Raw genomic sequence first — 18,710 nt, forward strand, 5'->3', positions numbered from 1 at the left:
ACGCGGTGTTCGGGACGATCAGCTACGCACCCGGCTCTTGTCCGGGTCGTAGAAAATCGCTGCGCTGACCGTGGCGCTGATGCGCTTCTGCAGGCCATCGACTTTGCCAATCTCCACCACGCTGCCAGGCTCGGCGCACGTGACGTCCACCCGGCACAACGCGATGTTGCTGGCCAGCAGCGGGGAACGGCAGGCACTGGTGATGACCCCGACCTGGGCGCGGCCGCGGTAAACCGGGTCGCCATGGTGCGCGGCCTCATTGCCATCCAGGTGCAGGCCGACCAGCTTGTGGGTGGGGTGGGCGCTGCGGCGCAACAAGGCGTCACGCCCGATAAAGTCATCGGTCTTGCTTTTCAGCGGCACGCTGAACCCGATGCCCGCCTCGAAGGGATCGGTCTGGTCACTGAACTCATACCCGGCAAAAATCAGCCCGGCTTCGATGCGCAACATATCCAGGGCTTCCAGGCCCAGGGGCACCAGGCCCAAAGGCTCGCCCAGTTGCCAGATACGGTCCCACACGCGCTCCGCGTCTTCGGGTTGGCACCAGACCTCGTAGCCCAGTTCGCCGGTGTAGCCGGTGCGCGAAATCATCAACGGGCAGCCGTCGAAGCCGTCCAGCCGCCCCACCAGGAAGCGGAACCAGCCAAGGGTTTCCACGCTGGGCTGGGTGAGCGGCGTCCAGACCATCTGCTTGAGCAAGTCGCGGCTCAGCGGTCCTTGAACCGCCAGGTTGTGGATCTGCTCGCTGGCGGACTTGACCCACACCTTCATGCCCAATTTCTGTGCCTGCTCGCGCAACCACACCCCGGCGTAGTCTTCCCCGCAGATCCAGCGAAAGTTGTCCGGGCCCAGGCGCAGCAACGTGCCGTCATCGAGCATGCCGCCGTGGGCGTGGCACATCGCCGAATACACCACCTGGCCCACCGCCAGCCGGCGTACATCGCGAGTCAGGCAGTGCTGCAACAGGGCTTCGGCGTCAGGGCCGATGATGTCGAATTTGCGCAGGGCGGTCAGGTCCATCACCGCAACGCGCTCGCGACACCCCAGGTATTCCTCGATGGCGCCATAACCGTCGTAGCGCAGCGGCAGCCACCAGTTGCGGTAGTCGCTGAAGCTGCCGGTGAGGGCGCTGGTGCGGGAGTGAAACCCGGATTCGCGGGTCAGGATCGGGTCGGCATCTGCCGTGGTTCGTGTGCTCATGGCGATGGAAAAACGCTCCTTTTCGCTGTAGATGCGGACATGGATATCGCTCGGTTCCCAGCCATTGGCCGGGTCGATGTCATCCGGGCACGAGGTGCTGGCACACAGCAGGTCGGTAGTGGCGCGCAACAACACATAGTCGCCGGGGCGCGACCAGGGTTCGTCGAGGGTCATCTGCTGGTGCGCGTCGATGCCGGTGTTGAAGAAAAAATTGATCGCCGGCCAACCGCTGCGTGCCTGTACGCCGTGGGAGGCGAGGACCTGGCTGAGGTTGTCGCTGCAGTTGTCGTGCCCAAAGTAGCCGTGGCTTTCGTAATAGCGCGCCGCGCAGGCCAGGGCGAACGAGTCGTGGCGGCCCACGGTGTCGCGCACCACCTCGAGCATCGGCTGCATCTGGCGGTCGAAAAACTTCGAGAACAGCCCAGGCGCCGGGTAGGCGCTGCCGTTCAGGGTGCGCGTCACGGTCTGGTCCAGGTCCAGTTCCACACCACGGTCCAGGGCGCGGCGGTCGAGGGCGACGAAGTCCGAGCACTGTCGCCCGGCCACGTCCAGCACCTGCACGTACTGGCCCTTGCCTACGGTGTAGCTGCGCGCGCTGCCAGCGTGCAGGGTGAACTCGTCGAGCAGTTCGCCCAGCGGTTCTGGCAGGCCTGGCAGCAGCAAGGGCGACGGGTTGGCACGGGTGACCCAGACCCTGAGTTCGCTGGGCCGGTACTGCTGGTCCACGGCGGTGGGCCCTGCGGGTGCGGCAATGATCAGCAAGCCCTCGTCCGTGGCGGTGAAGCGCCGGCTGTAGTTGGCCGGGCTGTCTTCGTCCCACAATGAGGCGGCGTGGGGCAAGCGTTGCGGATCGATGCCGCGTCGGCTCAAGGCTTGCTGGATGCGCCGCGCCTGGGGCGTTGCGCGGGCTAACTGGGCCGGGATAAAAGCGCAGTCCGGCGCGCCCTGTAGCGCCCAGTCCGACAGCGTGCTGCGCCCCTTACTGTCCAGGGCCAGCAGTTCGCAGGGTTGGCGGCCTTCAAGGTCGATCACTTGCAGGCTGTCGCCGGGTTGCAAGTCGATCAGGGTCAAGCCGCCGACGCCGACGCGATAACGCTCCAGGTTCGGCGAGCGGGCAAACAGGCCCGGCTCTTGGGGATGGGACACCCGTGGTGCATGCATGGACAGGCTCCCGGGTCAGCCGACGGATTGAATAGACGTCGGCGGCTCACCGAGGTACGCCGCCATGGAGTCATCCAGCGCGAGCAGCCACGGCGTGTGATGGGGCGGCGACTGGGTGCCGGTCATCAGCGAGCGATAGGACTTGTCGCGGTAGCCCATGATGTTTTGCGCCTTGTCGTGCTTCCAGTGCAGGAAGGTTTCGTTCACCGCCGCGATGTCGAAATTCGGGTAGTCGGTGGCGTCCACCAGGTGCTGGATGTAGGCGCCCTGGTATTCGAACATCTGCTGATTGGTTTCCAAGGTCTGCTCGCGTGCGTGCCACTGCTGGCTGTCGGCGGCGCGCTCGGCCGCGTCCGGCAGGGCGATGCGCCCCAGGATCACATCGCGGGCGTACCAGGCCTGGGCATCGAACATGTTGAAGGAGTACCACTGGTCCTGCATGCCCAGGTAGATCAGCCGAGGGTTGGGTTCCCAGAACACGCCCTTGTAGAGGTTCATCGGCCACAGGCGGTTGTCGGTCTTGAGGCTCAGCTCATCCGGCAGGAACGGAAAATGATGTTTGTAGCCGGTGCACAGGATCACCGCGTCGATGTGTTTGCTGCTGCCATCGACAAAGTAGGCGCGGTTGTTTTCCAGGCGCTTGAGCAGCGGTTTTTCTTCCCAGTTGTCCGGCCAGGCATAACCCATGGGTGCACTGCGGTAGCAACTGGTGATGCTGCGCGCGCCGTATTTGTAGCATTGCGAGCCGATGTCCTCGGCGGAGTAGCTGCTGCCGACAATCAGCAGGTCCTTGTCCTTGAACTCCAGTGCCTCGCGAAAATCATGGGCGTGCAGGATGCGCCCGGCGAACTGTTCGAAACCTTCGAAGTACGGCACCTTGGGCGTGGAGAAGTGGCCACAGGCATTGATCACGTAGTCGAATGCTTCGCAGGTCAGCGTATCGCTGTTGTAGTCGTGGGCGTACAGCGTGAAACGCTGGGTCTGCTCGTCAAAGGTGACCTGGCGCACCACATTGTTGAAGCGGATGTAGTCGCGCACGCCGGCCTTTTCCACGCGCCCCTTGATGTAGTCCCACAACACTTCGCGCGGCGGGTAGGAGCCGATGGGCCGGCCAAAGTGTTCTTCAAAGGTGTAGTCGGCGAACTCCAGGCATTCCTTGGGGCCGTTGGACCACAGGTAGCGGTACATGCTGCCGTGCACCGGTTCGCCGTTTTCATCCAGGCCGGTACGCCAGGTGTAGTTCCACATGCCGCCCCAGTCCTGCTGCTTTTCAAAGCACACCAGTTCGGGAATGGGCGTGCCTTGGTCGCGGGCCGACTGGAACGCGCGAAGTTGGGCCAGGCCGCACGGGCCGGCGCCGATGATTGCTACACGTAGGGTCATGAGCGTGCCTCCTGAAGGTTTCAGCGAAAGATCACTGTCTTGTCCTGGTTGATGAATACCCGGTGTTCCAGGTGATATTTCAGGGCTTTGGAAAGGGCCACGGTTTCGGTGTCGCGGCCGATGGCGACCAGCGAATCGGGCAGGTGGGTGTGGTCCACACGCTGGATCTCCTGCTCGATGATCGGGCCTTCGTCGAGGTCGCTGGTGACGTAGTGGGCCGTGGCGCCGATCAACTTCACGCCACGGTCGTAGGCTTGGTGATAGGGCTTGGCGCCCTTGAAACCGGGCAGGAACGAGTGATGGATGTTGATCGCCCGCCCCGACAGTTGTTGGCACAGGCCGTCGGAGAGGATCTGCATGTAGCGCGCCAGCACCACGAGGTCGGTCTGGGTGTCTTCGACGATGCGCATCAGCTCGGCTTCCTGGCTGGCCTTGCTGTCTTTGGTGATGGGCAGGTAGATGAAGCGGATGCCTTCGCGCTCGGCCATGGCACGCAGGTCGAGGTGGTTGGACACCACGGCGGTGATGGTCATGTCCATCTCGCCCTTGCGGTGGCGATAGAGCAGGTCGGTGAGGCAATGGTCGAACTTGCTCACCATCAGCAGCACCCGCGTCGGCTGGCGCGAGCTGAACAACTGCCACTGCATGTCAAAGCCGCCGGCAAGGTCGCCCAGGCCCTTACGCAGGGCGCTGATATCGCCGCTCACACCGGTATTGAAGCGGAACACCGCCCGCATGAAAAACTGCCCGGTGAACTCGTCGTCAAACTGTGCCAGCTCGCTGATGTAGCACTGCTGCACGGCGAGGCAGGCGCTGATCGCCGCAACGATCCCGGACGCCGCCGGGCAGGTGATTTTGAGGATGTAATGTTCGCTGGAGGCGTCCATCGAAGGCTCCTGGGTAAGTGTGGGAAGAAGCTCAGCCCTTGGCCGTGCGCTTGGTTTTTTGCGGGTCGTCAAACGGCAGGGCGTGGCTCACGGCACTGGCCTCGAGGCTGCCGCGCACCTGCAGGGCTATGCCCGGCTCGGCGCAGGCGACGCTCATGCGTGCAATTGCCATCGAGCGTTTGCTCAGGCGCGAATACATGCCGCAGGTGATCACGCCGACTTGCGTATTGCCCTGCCACACGGTGTCGCCCGCCTCGGCCGGGCGTACGCCGTCGAGCAACACACCGGTGATCTTGAAGCGCTCCTGGCCGCGCAGGCGCTGGTGTTCTTCGGCACCACGGAAGGCTTGTTTGCCGGGGGAGACGGTGAAATCAAGGCCCATTTCCCAGAGCGTGTCGCCGGCCTTCTGGTCGGCGAAGGGGTACATCTGCGAGTTGTCGTAGGGGAAGAACATCAGCGAGCTTTCCACCCGCAACCAGTCCAAGGCGGTGAACGCACAGGGGATGATGCCCAGGCTGGCGCCCTGTTCCAGGATGCTGTCCCACAGGAACGGCGCGTCGGCGGCCTTGCAGAAAATCTCGTAGCCGCGTTCGCCGGTGTAGCCGGTGCGGGAGATCATCACCGGGCGCTCGAACAGGCGTGTTTGCAGGTGGTGGAAGTACGGCAACTGGCGGATGCCCGGCACGTGTTCGGCAAGGAAATCCACCGCCAGCGGGCCTTGCAGCGACAGGTCATGCAGGTCGTCATCGAACAACACCGCCACCTGCCGGCCCTGGGAAGAGCGCACGAGCATTTCATGGCCGCTGCCCGCGCCGTGCACCACCATGAAGGCATTGGGGCCGGTGCGGTACACGATGCAGTCATCGACGAACTTGCCGTCCTCGTCGAGCATCGAGGCGTACACCGATTTGCCGGGGTAGAGCTTGGCGATGTCGCGGGTGGTGGCCCACTGCAACAGGCTCTCGGCGTGCGGCCCGACGTAGTGGACTTTTTTCAGCCCCGACACGTCCATCAGCCCGGCGCGGGTGCGGATCGCCTGGTGGTGGTCGGCCAGCGCGCTGCTGTAGGTCCAGGCGGTGCCCATTCCGTTCCAGTCTTCGAGGTTCGAACCGAGGGCGCGGTGCCGTTCGGCCAGTGCAGAAATACGCCATGAAGCAGTCATGTGAAGGTCCTTGTCGGGAAAGAGGGGGTCAGGCTTGCGGGTCGAATTGGCTGAGCCACTCGACCAACGTGTGTCGATAGCGGGTCATGCCCTTGTAGTCGGCGATGGGGTCGGGCAGGTCGCGCAGCACGCGATGCAGGCGACAGCCCCAGCCGGGGTGAGTGACCAGTTCGTCGAGGCTGATCAGGTAGGTACGGATGCTGAACATCACCGCGTTGCTACGGGGCAGGCGCGCCATCACTTGCAACTCGACCCGCAGGTGCACCTGCTGCCCGACGTTGCTGGCAGTGATGCGGCCGCGGTCCGCGCCCCATTCGTGGAAGGTTTCGGGAGATGAGTCCAGACGCGGGTTAATCGTCAGCGTCCAATTCAGGCGCCGCACCGGCTGGCCGGCTTGCAGGTTGAGCAGGTATTTCAGCGCCCGGTCGAAGATGCCCATCTGGTGAGCCATGGGCACCGGTGCATGCCACTGCTTGAAGCTCATCCCTGCATCAAATGCCAGCGACCAGTCGGCCGGGCTGGTGACCAGGCCGGCGTCCATGTACAGGTCGCCGTCACGTTGGTCGAGCAAGGCGAAATCGCCCTGCACCTGGCGGCCGATGTATTCCAGCGGTGCGCAGGGCAGGCTGCTGGCGTCGCCGAAGACAAAGCACTGGTCGATGTCCAGCAGGTGGTTGCGCCAGTGCCAGCGCTCGCCGTCCTGGGTCAGGCTGAAGCTTTGCGGGTAATCGGCAGCAAGGTGTTCCATCAGCATCTGCAACGCATCCCAGGCCGCCACTTGCATGTGCGGCATCACCAGGTAGCGGCGCGGGTCCTGGTCGAGGACGAGCGCGCGTTCGGCCATTTCCGAGCGGTAGTGCTCGTCGATATCGAAGGCGTGCTCGTAGATCGAGCCGGGGTCGCGAGAAGTGGCCGGTTCGATGTTCACCGAGTACAGGTAGCTGTCTTCAATGAACGGAAACGGGAAGCGGCGGATAGCACTGGGGCTGTTGCGAAAGCTGAAATCGTCGCGATAGCTCAGCACGGGGCTTGATGGCAGGGGCATGGCGGGTAACTCCTATAGGTCCAGTGACACGCAAGGGCCGCAGCCGCGTGAGACGCAAGGCATCAGAAACTCGGCCTGCTCGGCCGCGCTGAGAAAGCTGTCGCGGTGTTCGATAGCGCCGTCGGTGTGGCGGGTGATGCACTGGCCGCAAACCCCGCCACGGCACAGGTTGGGCACCTGCACACCGGCGTGTTCCAGGGCTTCGAGCAGGCTCTGTTCGGCCTCGACCCGCAGGCGCCGGTCGCTGCGCAGCAGGTGCAGGTCGAACGGTTGGCCGGGTTGCGCACCCTTGAAGGCCTCGGCGTGCAGCCGATTGCCCGGCCAGCCACAACGCTGGGCCTGTTGCGCCACCGCATCGAGCAGTGACTGCGGGCCACAGGTGTAGACGTGGCTGCCCAATGGCCGGTTGGCGAGGAGGGCACTCAGGTCCGGGCGGCTGGCGTAGCGATGCAGGCGTGGGCCGAGGCGCTGTTGCAATTCGTCGAGGTAGGCATCGCTGAGGCCAGGGCGGTACAGGTAGTGCAGTTCGAAATCGGCCTGTTGCTGTTCCAGCGCCGCGATATAGGCCATGAAGGGCGTGATGCCGATGCCGGCGGCGATCAGGATGTGCAGGCGTGCCGTGCCGTGGGGCGCAAACAGATTGGCCGGCGGTGAGATCTGCAAGGTGTCGCCCACGTGTACTTGCTGGTGCAGGTACTGAGAGCCGCCACGCGAGGCCTCTTGCAGGCGCACGGCGATGCGGTAGTGCGCGGCGTGCGCCGGGTCACTGGTGAGGGAATAAGCGTTGCGCACCGTGCCTTCGGCCAGCGGCAGGTGCACCTGCACATGGCTGCCCGGAGAAAACGCAGGCAGCGCGCCGGTGGCTGACACCAGCGTGAGTTCGCGCACCACCGGCGTGAGCATCCTGGCGGCGCTGACGTATACCTTGAGCGCGGCACTCATGGCTGGAACCCCGCGTACGGCTGGTCGGGGTCGATGCATACCCCGAGGTAAGCCCCCAGTCGCCGGGAAAAATGCGTGCGCACCTCCAGCCCGACATGGCAGCCGATGCAGCTCACTGACGGCTCCGGCCCGGCGGCCTGGGTCAGCCCGCAATGCGCGCAATACACCAGGCGAAGGCCGGGCAGCGTGCAGGTCAGGGTGATCTCGGTTTCTTCCAGGCCTGCCGCACGGGCTTGACCGTGCAGGCGCCAGATGAAGGCCTCATCCCCCAGCACGTGGAGCCGGCAGCCCACCGTGGCGTCAGCCAAGACGTGTTGCAGGCGCCGGGCGAAGTCGGGGTGTTCGGCGTTGAGCAACAGGGGCGCGTCCAGTGTTGCGACAGCTGCTGCGCCGGCGGCGGCCGATTGCATCACCACGATAGGTCGGTTGTGCGTCATGCGGGCTCTCCAAGCGGGTTTTGTTTCCTGCTGGGAGAGATACTTTCCTATGGGGAAAATCTTCTCAATCTGGAAAAAGGGCTATGCCTTTGGAGATAGGCCTTGTTCGACCGCCATTCGGGGCATGGAAGTTGCTGGTCTTTGCCTAACGCTCAGCAACGGAACGGGGAGTGATCGACGCGTGCAAACACGACCGAAAAGGTGGCCGCTCTGGCTGGGGCCTGTGCGCCCTGAACAGGCGCGCAGCGTGCGCAGGTTGTTGGCCGGGTTGCCCCTGCACGCTGACGGTGCCTTGTCGGATTTCCTGGACCGTTTCGACGCACTGCTGCCACCTGCCAGGCTCAACCTGATCCTTGGTGGCGAAGACTTGAGCCCCACACGGCGCGGCTTGATCGAGGGCTGCCAGCTCGCGGTGGCTTGCCCCTGGCGCGACCCGAACGTGGCGGATACGCCGCAGGCTTGCGGCCCTTGCCGGCAACGCGGGGTACACCGGGTGGTGTGCGCCTTGCCCGAGGGCGAAAAGGGCGTGTTGCTGCTCGATACCCCTCGACGGGCCGGTGCCAGTTGGCGCGGCTTACTGGAAGAAGCGTCGCAGGCCGTATGCGTGAGCGTGCGCCTGCGCAGCCACCAGCGCGAGCAACAGCGTAAACAGGCGACGTCGCGCCACGGCGCCCTGGCGCGTGAGCTGCACGACTCGGTGGCGCAGCAGCTTGGTTACCTGTCGTTCCAGGCCCATGGTTTGCAATCCCAGCTCGGCGAGCCGGCGTTGCAGGACCTGTGCGCCGGGCTGAGCCAATTGCAGCGCCAGGTGCGCGAGCTGATCACCAGCGCACGCCTGACCATGGACGGACGTTCGCTGCGCCAGGCCCTGGCCGACTCCGTCGCCGAGTTTTCCCGACGTTGCATCATCGTCTTCGAACTGGATAACCGCCTGGCCGACGATGCCCTGAGCCCGGAAACCGAATTACAGATCCTGCAGATCATCCGCGAAGCCTTGGCCAACGCAGTGCGCCATTCCCATGCGCGCCATGTGCGCATCGAGTTGCGCCAAACCCAGGACGGCGACGCCTCGGTGTCGGTGGAAGACGATGGCATCGGCCTGAGCGCCGCCTCCGGTGAACACAACCATTTCGGCCTGGCGATCATTCGCGAGCGTGCCGCCAGCATCGGTGCGCACCTGACCATTGAAGCCATCCGCCCGCACGGGGTGCGCGTGCACCTTGGCCTGCACCGCAACCAAGAACTGCCACAGGGGAGTCTCGATGGACTGCACGACCTTATTACTGATCGATGATCACCCCTTGTTTCGCAAAGGCCTGGCGCAGTTATTCGGCGCCAGTGACGACTTCGAAGTGGTGGGCCAGGCGGCCAGCGGCCGCGAAGGTATCAACCTGGCCGTGAGCCTGACGCCGCAGCAGGTGCTGCTGGATTTGCACATGCCCGGCCTTAGCGGCTTGCAGGTGCTGGATGAGTTGCGCCAATTGCGCCTTGAGTGCCAGGTGGTGGTGCTCACGGCCTCGATGGACCGCGCCGAATTGCTCACGGCCCTGCGCCTGGGTGCCAGCGGCTATGTGCTCAAGGAAACCGAGCCTGACGCGTTGCTGGCGTATATGCGCAACTGCCACAAAGGGGCCATCGTACTGGACTCGACCTTGATCGCGTTGCTCGCCGACCAAGCGCCCACGTCACCATGTGAGCCCCTCGACAGCGGCAACCTCACCGAACGCGAAGGCCAGACCCTGGCCCTGATCGCCGCCGGCATGAGTAATAAACAGATCGGTCGCGAACTGGGCATCAGCGACGGCACAGTGAAAATCTACGTGCGCAGCCTGTTGCAGAAGCTCGGCTTGCATTCGCGGCTGGAACTGGCGGCCTGGGTGCACAACGGGGCGTCGATGAAGCACGAGGAGCGTCATTAAATGAGGGAAAGCCCCGAAGCCTTCGCATCGACACCGCCTGTGCACCTGATGGACCGCTTTCCCGGCGCGCTGCTGGAACTGCGCGACAACGGCCAGATCGCCCATTACAACCTGGCCTGGGCCGCACTCATGGACTGTCCGGGCAGTGAGCGCAACCTGATCGATTATGTGCACCAGGAAGACCGCCCGCTCTGGCGCCAAGCCCTGCAGGAGCTGCGGCGCCGCCCCGACACCTCGTTCAACCAACGCCTGCGTTTCGTGCATCCGAGCGGGGAATTGCGTTGGTTTGACGTCAGCCTCAAGCGCGGGCCGCAAGGTTTTTACCTGGTGGCCGGTGACGTCACCGCGCACAAACGCCGTGAAATCGCCTTGCAGGCCAGCCAACGCAGCAGCATGAGCCTGCTGGACAGCATGCCGGGCCTGATCTATCGCGGCCGCAACAACCGCGACTGGACCATGGAGTTCGTCAGCGCCGGGTGCCTGCCACTGACCGGCTACCCCGCCGAGCGGCTGGTGGACAATCACGAGTTCACCTACAACAGCCTGATCGTCGCCCAAGATGCCGATTACGTCTGGCGCGAGGTGCAATATGCACTGTCACGCCAGGAGCCATTCGAGCTGGACTACCGGATCCGTTGCGCCGATCAGTCGATCAAGCACGTCTGGGAGAAGGGCGTGGGAATTTATGCCGATACCCGCGAGGTGTTGGGTATCGAAGGGGCGATTTTCGAACGCAAACTTTAACGTTCATCTGCACAACTTGTAGTGAGCGGGCTTGCCCCGCGCTGGGGGGCGAAGCCGCCCCAAATCCAGGCACCTCGGTTTTTCTGAATCACCGCGGCGACCTTGTTGGGGCGGCTTCGCCACCCAGCGCGGGGCAAGCCCGCTCACTACAATCAATGCGCGCCGGCGGCTTTGTTCAGGTCGCTTTCGGCCCACTCGGTATACACGCACGCATCCGCCGTGGCCCAGCGCACGCGCACCGGGTCGCCGGCTTTGAGCGGCATGCCCGCAGCCGACAGCGCCTTGACCGTCATCGACGTACCGCCGAGGGTTTTCACGGTGCAGGTCTGGCTCTCGCCCAGGAACAACACCTCGCCGACAATCGCCGACACTTCATTCCAACCCGCCGCCAGCGGTTGCTCGGCGGCTTGTTCAACGCTCAGTGCCAAGGCTTTTTCCGGGCGTACCATCAGCAGTACGTCCTGGTCGATGTGCAGCCCGGTGGTCAGGCGGATCGACAGCGCCTGGCCTTCGAACGCCGCTGCCGCATTGCCCTGGGCCTTGAGCTTGAGGAAGTTGGAGTTACCGAGGAACGACGCCACGAATGCATTGGGCGGGTTCTGGTACAGATCAAACCCACTGCCCAACCCGACAATTTTGCCGTGGCTGAAAATTGCGATGCGCTGGGACAGGCGCATGGCTTCTTCCTGGTCGTGAGTCACGTAGATGATGGTGATGCCCAGGCGCCGATGCAGCTGGCGCAGTTCGTCTTGCAGGTCTTCACGCAGTTTTTTGTCGAGGGCGCCGAGGGGTTCGTCCATCAGCAAGATGCGTGGCTCGTACACCAGCGCGCGGGCGATGGCCACGCGTTGTTGCTGGCCGCCAGAGAGTTGCGAAGGGCGGCGATGGGCGAACTGTTCCAACTGCACCAGCTTGAGCATGGCGTCGACGCGTTTCTCGCGTTCGGCGCTTGCCAGTTTGCGGATCGCCAGGGGGAAGGCGATGTTGTCGCGCACCGACAGGTGCGGGAACAACGAGTAGCGCTGGAACACCATGCCGATATCGCGCTTGTGCGGCGGCACGTTGACCAGGGATTGGCCACTGACCAGGATTTCACCGCTGCTGGGGGTTTCGAAGCCGGCGAGCATCGACAGCGTGGTGCTTTTGCCCGAGCCGCTGGAGCCGAGGAAGGTGAGGAACTCGCCGTCCTGAATGTCCAGCGAAATATTGTCCACGGCGGCAAATTCGCCGTAGTGCTTGTTCAGGTTGCGCAGGCTGACCAGGGGTTGGCCAGGGCTCTGTGCTGTCTCTTTGATCACTGCACTCATGTCTTGATCCTCAGCGCTTAGGCGCGGGTTTCAGTGCGTCGACGAACGACGGCGGCAATCACCATGACCAGTACCGACAGGCCGATCAGCAGCGTCGAGGCGACGGCGATCACAGGCGTAAGGTCTTGGCGCAGGGTGGTCCACATTTTCACGGGAAGGGTTTGCAGGGTGGGGCTGGCCATCATCACGCTGAGCACCACTTCGTCCCACGAGACGAGGAACGCGAACAGCGCACCGGCCACCATCCCTGGGCGGATTGCCGGGAAGGTCACCTTGAACACCGCCTGCAAGCGTGAGGCGCCGCAGATCACTGCCGCGTCTTCAATCGACTGGTCGAACAGCTTCAGCGAGTTGATGATCGAGATGATGGTGAACGGCAGTGCAACGATCACATGGCTGACCACAAAGGCGAACATCGTGCCGGTGTAGCCCAGCTTGAGAAACAGCGCGTACACCGCCACGGCGATGATCACCAGCGGCACGATCATCGGCAGCGTGAACAACCCGTAGAGCAACTCGCGGCCGGGAAAACGCCCGCGCACCAGGGCAAACGCGGTCGGCAAGCCCAGCGCCACGGCGAACACGGTGGTCAGCACCGCCACCTTGAGGCTGGCCATCGCGGCGTTCATCCAGTCGGCATTGGAGAAGAACTGGCCGTACCATTTCAGCGTCCAGCCCGGCGGCGGAAACACCAGCCACTGGGATGAGCCGAACGACAGCAGCACGATAAATACGATCGGCAACAGCAGGAACAGGCCGATGATGCCGGTGGTGGTGTAGAGGCCCAGGCGCATCCTGCGGCTCATGGCATTCGGAGTCAGGAGCATGACGGCTTACCTCGCGTTGCTGGCGCCAACCGGGGATTCCGGCTGAAGCTTCAGGTAGAAGTAGAACAGCACCAGCGTGATGAAGATCAGCAACGCGGCGCCGGCACTTGCCAGGCCCCAATTGAGGAACGATTGCACCTGCTGAATGATGAACTCGGGCAGCATCATGTTCTGCGCACCGCCGAGCAGTGCGGGGGTGACGTAGTAACCGAGGGACATCACAAACACCATCAGGCCACCGGAAAACAACCCCGGCCGGCACAGCGGTAAAAACACCCGGAAGAAGTTGGTCCAGGGGCTCGCGCCGCAAATGGAGCCGGCCTGCAGGATCATCGGGTCGATGGCCTGCATGGTTGCCTGCAACGGCAGCACGATGAACGGGATCATGATGTAGCTCATGCCGATCACCACGCCGGTGAGGTTGTGCACCATCTCCAGCGGTTGATCGATGATGCCCATGGCCATCAGCGCCTTGTTGATCACCCCCGAAGCTTGCAACAGCACCAGCCAGGAATAGGTGCGGGCGAGCAGGCTGGTCCACATCGACAGCAGTACGATGTTCAGGATCCAGCGCCCCCAACCGCGTGGCACCAGGGTGATTGCCCAGGCCAGCGGAAAACCCAGCAACAGGCTGAACAGCGTCACCAGCCCCGCCACCGAGAAGGTGTTGAGCAGCACACGGGCGTAGGCCGAGTTGGCGAACAATTCTTCGTAGTTACCCAGCCCTGGCACCGGCTCCAGCACGCCGCGCAGCAGCAGGCCGATCAGCGGCGCCAGGAAAAACAAACCGAGGAACAGCAGGGCAGGGATCAGGTTGCTTGAGCCTTTCCAGCGCTGGGCCAGGGACGGCGACACGGCGTTGCCCGGAACCGCGCCGGAGGCGCCAAGGGCGCTCCCGGTCGGTGTGCTTGCCGTCATTTTCATTTGACTAGCCATTCATTCCACCGTGTCGCAATGGCCGGGCCGTTCTTGGCCCAGTAGGCGAAATCGAGGGTGATCTGGTCCTTGGCATACGCCGTCGGCAGGTTCGGTGCCAGGACTGAATCCAGGCGCTGCACGCTGTCGATGTTCACCGGTGCATAAGCGGTCAGGTTGGAGAAGTCGGCCTGGCCTTTGGCGCTGCTGGCGTTGGCCAGGAACTTCATCGCGGCGGCTTTGTTCTTGCTGCCTTTAGGCACGACGAGGATGTCGGCCATCACCAGGTTCTGCTTCCAGCTTACACCCACCGGTGCGCCGTCTTCTTGCAGCGCGTGGATGCGACCGTTCCAGAACTGGCCCATGCTGACTTCGCCGGAGGCCAGCAGCTGTTGCGACTGCGCACCGCCGCCCCACCAGACGATGTCTTTCTTGATGGTGTCGAGTTTCTTGAAGGCACGGTCCAGGTCCAGCGGGTAGAGCTTGTCGGCGGGTACGCCATCGGCCAGCAGCGCCAGTTCCAGCACGCCAGGGCTTGGCCATTTGTAGAGGGCGCGTTTGCCGGGGTAGGTCTTGGTGTCGAACAGCGCGGTCCAGTCTTGCGGTTTGCCGGCGCCGAGCTTGCCTTCGTTGTAGCCGAGCACGAAGGAGAAGAAGAACGAACCCACACCGTGGTCGGAGACGAAGCGTGGGTCGATCTTGTCGCGCTGGATCACCGAGAAATCGAGGGGCTCGAGCAGGCCTTCGGCGGCGGCGCGCAGCGCAAAGTCCGCTTCTACGTCGACCACGTCCCACTGCACGTTGCCGCTCTCGACCATCGCCTTGAGTTTGCCGTAATCGGTGGGGCCGTCCTGTACCACCGTGATGCCGCTGGCCTTGCTGAACGGATCAGCCCACGCCTGCTTCTGCGCATCCTGGGTGCTGCCGCCCCAGCTCACGAAATTGACGCTTTCGCCCGCCTGGACCGCGTGGCTGGCCGTGGCCAGTAAACCCGCGAAAAGTACCGCGGTTGCACGTTTGTTCAACACCATGTTCACGCCCTCATTTGTTTTGTTATTGAGCGGGCTGGGTAGTGCCCGCCTATCGGGAGCAGTAGGTAAAACGGGGCCTTTCATCAGGGCCCAAAAGCGACCGTGCCAAGGGCTGTTATTGGTGCTCTCCCTGGCGGGCGCACTTGGCTGGAGCGTTCGGTCTATGGAATATCATATTATGGTATTCCAAACTTTGTGCAAGCATTTTGCCTTACCGGCGATCCGTCATTCGGTGAAGGCAATGCTCTCCACGACTTCCAGGTCGTAGCCCGTCAGCCCGGCGTATTTCAAGGGCGGGCCAAGATGACGCAGCTTGCCGACGCCAAGGTCCTGCAATATCTGCGCCCCGGTGCCGACCTCGGAATAGATGCGCGATTGCGAGCGGCTGAACTGGCGCGGTGCCTGGGTCAGCTGCGGTACGCGTTCCAGCAACGCTTGGGAGGATTCATGGTTGGCGAGCACCACCACCACGCCGCTGCCTTCAGCTGCCACGCGTTGCAGCGCCGCCCACAGCGTCCAGTTCGAGGGCCCGCTGTATTCGGCGCCCACCAGGTCGCGCAGTGGGTCGATCACATGCACGCGCACCAATGCGGGTTCATCACGGCGCAACTGGCCCATCACCATGGCCATGTGCACGCCGCCGTCGATGCGGTCTTCAAAGGTGATCAGGCGGAAGGTGCCGTGCACCGTCGGCAGGTCGCGCTCGCCGATGCGCATCACCGTGCGTTCGGTGCTGAGGCGGTAGTGGATCAGGTCGGCGATGGTGCCGATCTTGATGCCGTGCTTGCGCGCGAACACTTCCAGGTCGGGGCGGCGGGCCATGGTGCCGTCGTCGTTCATCACTTCCACGATCACCGACGCCGGCGTGTGCCCGGCCAGGCGCGCCAGGTCGCAACCGGCTTCGGTATGGCCGGCGCGGGTGAGCACGCCGCCGTCCTTGGCGCGCAACGGGAAGATATGACCGGGTTCTACGATATCGGCGGGTCCTGCGTTGAGATCCACAGCCGCTGCCACCGTACGCGCACGGTCCGCGGCGGAAATGCCGGTGGTCACGCCGGTGGCCGCTTCGATGGACACGGTAAACGCGGTGCTGAACACGCTGCCATTGCTTGGCACCATCTGCTCCAGGCCCAGGCGCTGGCAGTGCTCATCGGTGAGGGTCAGGCAGATCAGGCCACGGGCTTCGCGGGCCATAAAACTGATAGCCTCGGCGGTGCAGTAGGCAGCGGGGAGTAATAGATCGCCTTCGTTTTCCCGGTCTTCATCGTCCACCAGCAGCACCATCTTGCCCTGGCGGTAGTCTTCGATGATTTCTGCGATGCTGTTGAAGCTCATAGTGGAGTGCTCGATTTGTTGGTTGTATGTATTATGGTATACCACAAAATTTGAATAAGAGGATGTCCCGATGAAGGCTTACTGGATTGCCCATGTGGATGTGGCGGATGCCGAGCAGTACACGCAATACACCAGCCGCGCACCGGCGGCGTTTGCCAAGTTTGGCGGGCGGTTTTTGGCCAGGGGCGGGCGCAGCATTGCGCTGGAAGGCGGGCCGGCGAGGGCGCGTAATGTGGTGATCGAGTTTGATAGCTATGAGCAGGCGGTGGCGTGTTATGAGTCTGCCGAGTATCAGGTAGCGAGGGCGCATCGAGAGGGTGTGGCGCAGGCGCATATCATAATTGTGGAAGGGGTGGTTTAGGGGGGGGTGGGTGTATATCCGTTGGTTGGGTAACGGCTGCTTATGGTTTCGCCCTTACGGCGGGTCACTTTGGAAAAGCCCCAAAGCCTGCGTTCGGCTAGCGTGTTTGACCGGGCGTTTCTAGATCAAAAGCAAGAGCGCGGCGGCCTTAGAGCCGACCGTTTTTTTTGCCGTACTCAGTTAAAACTGTGGGAGCGGGCTTGCTCGCGAATGCGGTGGATCAGCCAATTAATTTGCTGACTGACACACTGCATTCGCGAGCAAGCCCGCTCCCACATTTGGATCTCCATACATCAGTTAGATAGTGGTTTGCTCTGGCTCTGGCTCTGGCTCTGGCTCTGGCTCTGGTTTTTGATCTTGATTTTGATCTTAGGCGCCCCGTTAAACCACGCTGGACGAACGCAGGCTTGAATCCGTGGGTAACCCGGCAGGACGGCGGCCCACGGATTCAAGCCGGAGTGAGGGCACACCGAGCCTAGGCGAGGTGCCGAGTGGTGGGGCAAGAGCCCTTTGCTTACTTTGGGGCTTTTCCAAAGTGAGCCGCCGTAAGGGCGGAACCAATATCAGCCGTTACCCAAATAACGGATATGTACTCCAACCAAAAAGCTCCAGCGACCAACACATAGCTATCGCAGCGATGCGGCGACCCGACAAGCCCGCTCCCACATTTTGAATTGTGTCCAACCGGGAGATCAGCGGATGAAATGGATCTTGCCGCTGTCGTCATTACCAATGTAGATGCCATACACCCCAGCTTGCCGCTCCTCGATATACCGCTCGAGAATCTGCCGGATCGCCGGGTAGTAGATGCTCTCCCAAGGAATGTCCTCGGGTGCAAAGAATTTGTAGTCCAGGGTTTCGGGCCCAAATTGCCCGGTGATCTCCAGCGCGATGGCGCGAAAGATGATGTACACCTCGCTGATCCTGGGCACGCTGAAGATCGAGTAGGGCGAGACGATTTCCGCCCGCACGCCGCTCTCTTCCCAGACTTCCCGCAATGCAGCCTGCTCGGTGGTCTCGCCCCCTTCCATGAAACCAGCCGGTAGCGTCCAGGTGCCGGGGCGCGGTGGAATCGCCCGTTGGCACAACAGGTACTTGCCGTCCTGCTCGATGATGCAGCCGGCAATGATCTTGGGGTTGATGTAGTGGATATAGCCGCAGCCCCGGCACATCAGGCGTTCATGGGTGTCGCCCGGTGGCAGCTGGTGACCTAAGTCACTGCCGCCGCATTTCGGGCAAAAGCTGGGGCTGAACACGGTCAGTGACCTATGCGCGGTTCTTTGAGGGCGATGGGCAGGGTGATCTCAGGGACCTTGCCGGTCTCTTCCTGTTTGCGCTTGAGGTAGTCCAGGGCTACGGCGGCGGCGGCGCGCACGTGATCGACGCAGGCCTGGTGGGCGGCCAATGGGTCGCGGCTCTTGATTGCCTCGACCATGCGTTCCATTTCCTGGTTGCTGGCGCCACGGCGGTTTTCCTGAGACACCGAGGTGGCACGCAAGTAGCTGATACGCGCTTGCAACTGGCGCAGCTGGGTGGCGGCGACGTGGTTGCCCGAGCCTTCCAGCAGCACGTCGTAGAAGCCCTGCACCGAGTCGATCACCTGCTGCAACTCACCGTCCTTGAGGGCCTTGCGATTGTCGTCCAGGGCTTTTTCCAGGGCCTTGATGTCCTTGGCCTTGGCGCGCAGGGTGAACAATTGCACGATCAAGCCTTCGAGCACGCAACGCAGCTCGTAGATGTCGACGGCGTCGGCCAGGGTGATGATTGCCACCTGTGGGCCCTTGGCATCGGCGAATTCCACCAGGCCTTCGGACTCCAGGTGACGCAAGGCTTCACGCACCGAGGTGCGGCTGACGCCGAGGCGGTCGCACAGGTCGCGCTCCACCAGGCGGTCGCCTGGCAACAGTTGGAAGTTCATGATCGCGCTGCGCAGTTTCTCCAGCACGATTTCCCGCAGGGTGACCGGGTTGTGATTGACCTTGAAGCTGTCGTCGAGTGGCAGGCGTTTCATGGGGTCTGCTCTGTATGTAACGGTTAACTGGGGGCCGATCATG

Annotated in this window: 18 protein-coding genes; 4 read left to right on the plus strand and 14 right to left on the minus strand. The window is 63.0% G+C overall.

The annotated features are described in order from the left end of the window. Positions 1 to 18 precede the first annotated feature (18 nt). Genes HF257_RS24175 through HF257_RS24205 form a run of 7 tightly spaced genes read right to left on the minus strand, consistent with a single transcriptional unit; the run spans position 19 to position 8,217 of the window. Positions 19 to 2,361 (minus strand): DUF1989 domain-containing protein, encoded by a 2,343-nt coding sequence (locus HF257_RS24175; protein WP_185710970.1) that lies wholly within the window; start codon positions 2,359 to 2,361, stop codon positions 19 to 21. 15 nt (positions 2,362 to 2,376) lie between these two features. After that, positions 2,377 to 3,744 carry an NAD(P)-binding domain-containing protein gene (locus HF257_RS24180; protein WP_185710971.1) on the minus strand — a complete coding sequence of 456 codons (1,368 nt, stop codon included), beginning with the start codon at positions 3,742 to 3,744 and terminating at the stop codon, positions 2,377 to 2,379. Between the two features lie 20 nt (positions 3,745 to 3,764). Continuing rightward, positions 3,765 to 4,631 carry a formyltetrahydrofolate deformylase gene (gene purU / locus HF257_RS24185; protein WP_185710972.1) on the minus strand — a complete coding sequence of 289 codons (867 nt, stop codon included), beginning with the start codon at positions 4,629 to 4,631 and terminating at the stop codon, positions 3,765 to 3,767. 31 nt (positions 4,632 to 4,662) lie between these two features. Continuing rightward, complete coding sequence (locus HF257_RS24190; RefSeq protein ID WP_185710973.1) at positions 4,663 to 5,793, minus strand: aminomethyltransferase family protein; 1,131 nt, start codon at positions 5,791 to 5,793, stop codon at positions 4,663 to 4,665. A 28-nt stretch (positions 5,794 to 5,821) separates the two neighbouring features. Further along, positions 5,822 to 6,838, minus strand: coding sequence for a heme-dependent oxidative N-demethylase family protein (locus HF257_RS24195; RefSeq protein ID WP_185710974.1), 1,017 nt, complete (start codon positions 6,836 to 6,838; stop codon positions 5,822 to 5,824). 12 nt (positions 6,839 to 6,850) lie between these two features. Next, positions 6,851 to 7,780, minus strand: a complete 930-nt coding sequence (locus tag HF257_RS24200; protein WP_185710975.1) for a PDR/VanB family oxidoreductase — start codon at positions 7,778 to 7,780, stop codon at positions 6,851 to 6,853. Then, on the minus strand, positions 7,777 to 8,217 hold the full coding sequence (locus tag HF257_RS24205; protein ID WP_185710976.1) for a dimethylamine monooxygenase subunit DmmA family protein: 441 nt from the start codon (positions 8,215 to 8,217) through the stop codon (positions 7,777 to 7,779). Before HF257_RS24205 ends, HF257_RS24200 begins: the two co-directional genes overlap by 4 nt. A gap of 247 nt (positions 8,218 to 8,464) precedes the next feature. Between HF257_RS24205 and HF257_RS24210 the strand changes: the two genes are divergently transcribed. Genes HF257_RS24210 through HF257_RS24220 form a run of 3 tightly spaced genes read left to right on the plus strand, consistent with a single transcriptional unit; the run spans position 8,465 to position 10,880 of the window. Then, positions 8,465 to 9,511, plus strand: coding sequence for an ATP-binding protein (locus HF257_RS24210; protein ID WP_332872251.1), 1,047 nt, complete (start codon positions 8,465 to 8,467; stop codon positions 9,509 to 9,511). Beyond that, positions 9,480 to 10,136: a response regulator gene (locus tag HF257_RS24215; protein WP_185710978.1), complete on the plus strand. Its 657-nt coding sequence runs from the start codon at positions 9,480 to 9,482 to the stop codon at positions 10,134 to 10,136. Before HF257_RS24210 ends, HF257_RS24215 begins: the two co-directional genes overlap by 32 nt. Next, on the plus strand, positions 10,137 to 10,880 hold the full coding sequence (locus HF257_RS24220) for a PAS domain-containing protein (RefSeq protein ID WP_185710979.1): 744 nt from the start codon (positions 10,137 to 10,139) through the stop codon (positions 10,878 to 10,880). It abuts the gene before it with no gap. Positions 10,881 to 11,032: 152 nt separating this feature from the next. On the opposite strand, the gene HF257_RS24225 is transcribed toward HF257_RS24220, so the two are convergent. From HF257_RS24225 to ribBA, 5 genes are all read right to left on the minus strand, one after another. Beyond that, entirely contained in the window at positions 11,033 to 12,187 is a 1,155-nt protein-coding gene (locus HF257_RS24225) for an ABC transporter ATP-binding protein (protein WP_185710980.1), read from the minus strand. A 17-nt stretch (positions 12,188 to 12,204) separates the two neighbouring features. Continuing rightward, positions 12,205 to 13,014, minus strand: coding sequence for an ABC transporter permease (locus HF257_RS24230; RefSeq protein ID WP_185710981.1), 810 nt, complete (start codon positions 13,012 to 13,014; stop codon positions 12,205 to 12,207). A 6-nt stretch (positions 13,015 to 13,020) separates the two neighbouring features. Continuing rightward, the gene (locus HF257_RS24235) at positions 13,021 to 13,938 is read right to left on the minus strand and encodes an ABC transporter permease (RefSeq protein WP_185710982.1); all 918 of its coding nucleotides are present in this window, start codon (positions 13,936 to 13,938) and stop codon (positions 13,021 to 13,023) included. Next, positions 13,935 to 14,960 carry an ABC transporter substrate-binding protein gene (locus HF257_RS24240; RefSeq protein WP_185710983.1) on the minus strand — a complete coding sequence of 342 codons (1,026 nt, stop codon included), beginning with the start codon at positions 14,958 to 14,960 and terminating at the stop codon, positions 13,935 to 13,937. Before HF257_RS24240 ends, HF257_RS24235 begins: the two co-directional genes overlap by 4 nt. Before the next feature lie 225 nt (positions 14,961 to 15,185). Beyond that, positions 15,186 to 16,295 carry a bifunctional 3,4-dihydroxy-2-butanone-4-phosphate synthase/GTP cyclohydrolase II gene (gene ribBA, locus HF257_RS24245; protein ID WP_185710984.1) on the minus strand — a complete coding sequence of 370 codons (1,110 nt, stop codon included), beginning with the start codon at positions 16,293 to 16,295 and terminating at the stop codon, positions 15,186 to 15,188. Between the two features lie 70 nt (positions 16,296 to 16,365). On the opposite strand from ribBA, the gene HF257_RS24250 reads away from it, so the two are divergent. Continuing rightward, positions 16,366 to 16,656, plus strand: a complete 291-nt coding sequence (locus HF257_RS24250; protein WP_185710985.1) for a DUF1330 domain-containing protein — start codon at positions 16,366 to 16,368, stop codon at positions 16,654 to 16,656. Positions 16,657 to 17,348: 692 nt separating this feature from the next. On the opposite strand, the gene HF257_RS24255 is transcribed toward HF257_RS24250, so the two are convergent. Both HF257_RS24255 and HF257_RS24260 read right to left on the minus strand, forming a co-directional pair. After that, complete coding sequence (locus HF257_RS24255; protein WP_185710647.1) at positions 17,349 to 17,912, minus strand: NUDIX hydrolase; 564 nt, start codon at positions 17,910 to 17,912, stop codon at positions 17,349 to 17,351. 2 nt (positions 17,913 to 17,914) lie between these two features. Then, positions 17,915 to 18,667 carry a GntR family transcriptional regulator gene (locus tag HF257_RS24260; protein ID WP_185710648.1) on the minus strand — a complete coding sequence of 251 codons (753 nt, stop codon included), beginning with the start codon at positions 18,665 to 18,667 and terminating at the stop codon, positions 17,915 to 17,917. Positions 18,668 to 18,710: the final 43 nt, after the last annotated feature.

The organism is Pseudomonas cremoris (genome assembly GCF_014230465.1).

Coding starts and splice junctions, on each gene's coding strand:
- HF257_RS24190 (WP_185710973.1), bottom strand. CDS start 5,793: ATGACTGCTTCATGGCGTATTTCTGCACTGGCCGAACGGCACCGCGCC.
- HF257_RS24175 (WP_185710970.1), bottom strand. CDS start 2,361: ATGCATGCACCACGGGTGTCCCATCCCCAAGAGCCGGGCCTGTTTGCC.
- ribBA (WP_185710984.1), bottom strand. CDS start 16,295: ATGAGCTTCAACAGCATCGCAGAAATCATCGAAGACTACCGCCAGGGC.
- HF257_RS24235 (WP_185710982.1), bottom strand. CDS start 13,938: ATGAAAATGACGGCAAGCACACCGACCGGGAGCGCCCTTGGCGCCTCC.
- HF257_RS24200 (WP_185710975.1), bottom strand. CDS start 7,780: ATGAGTGCCGCGCTCAAGGTATACGTCAGCGCCGCCAGGATGCTCACG.
- HF257_RS24205 (WP_185710976.1), bottom strand. CDS start 8,217: ATGACGCACAACCGACCTATCGTGGTGATGCAATCGGCCGCCGCCGGC.
- HF257_RS24240 (WP_185710983.1), bottom strand. CDS start 14,960: ATGGTGTTGAACAAACGTGCAACCGCGGTACTTTTCGCGGGTTTACTG.
- purU (WP_185710972.1), bottom strand. CDS start 4,631: ATGGACGCCTCCAGCGAACATTACATCCTCAAAATCACCTGCCCGGCG.
- HF257_RS24195 (WP_185710974.1), bottom strand. CDS start 6,838: ATGCCCCTGCCATCAAGCCCCGTGCTGAGCTATCGCGACGATTTCAGC.
- HF257_RS24260 (WP_185710648.1), bottom strand. CDS start 18,667: ATGAAACGCCTGCCACTCGACGACAGCTTCAAGGTCAATCACAACCCG.
- HF257_RS24220 (WP_185710979.1), top strand. CDS start 10,137: ATGAGGGAAAGCCCCGAAGCCTTCGCATCGACACCGCCTGTGCACCTG.
- HF257_RS24225 (WP_185710980.1), bottom strand. CDS start 12,187: ATGAGTGCAGTGATCAAAGAGACAGCACAGAGCCCTGGCCAACCCCTG.
- HF257_RS24180 (WP_185710971.1), bottom strand. CDS start 3,744: ATGACCCTACGTGTAGCAATCATCGGCGCCGGCCCGTGCGGCCTGGCC.
- HF257_RS24230 (WP_185710981.1), bottom strand. CDS start 13,014: ATGCTCCTGACTCCGAATGCCATGAGCCGCAGGATGCGCCTGGGCCTC.
- HF257_RS24215 (WP_185710978.1), top strand. CDS start 9,480: ATGGACTGCACGACCTTATTACTGATCGATGATCACCCCTTGTTTCGC.
- HF257_RS24250 (WP_185710985.1), top strand. CDS start 16,366: ATGAAGGCTTACTGGATTGCCCATGTGGATGTGGCGGATGCCGAGCAG.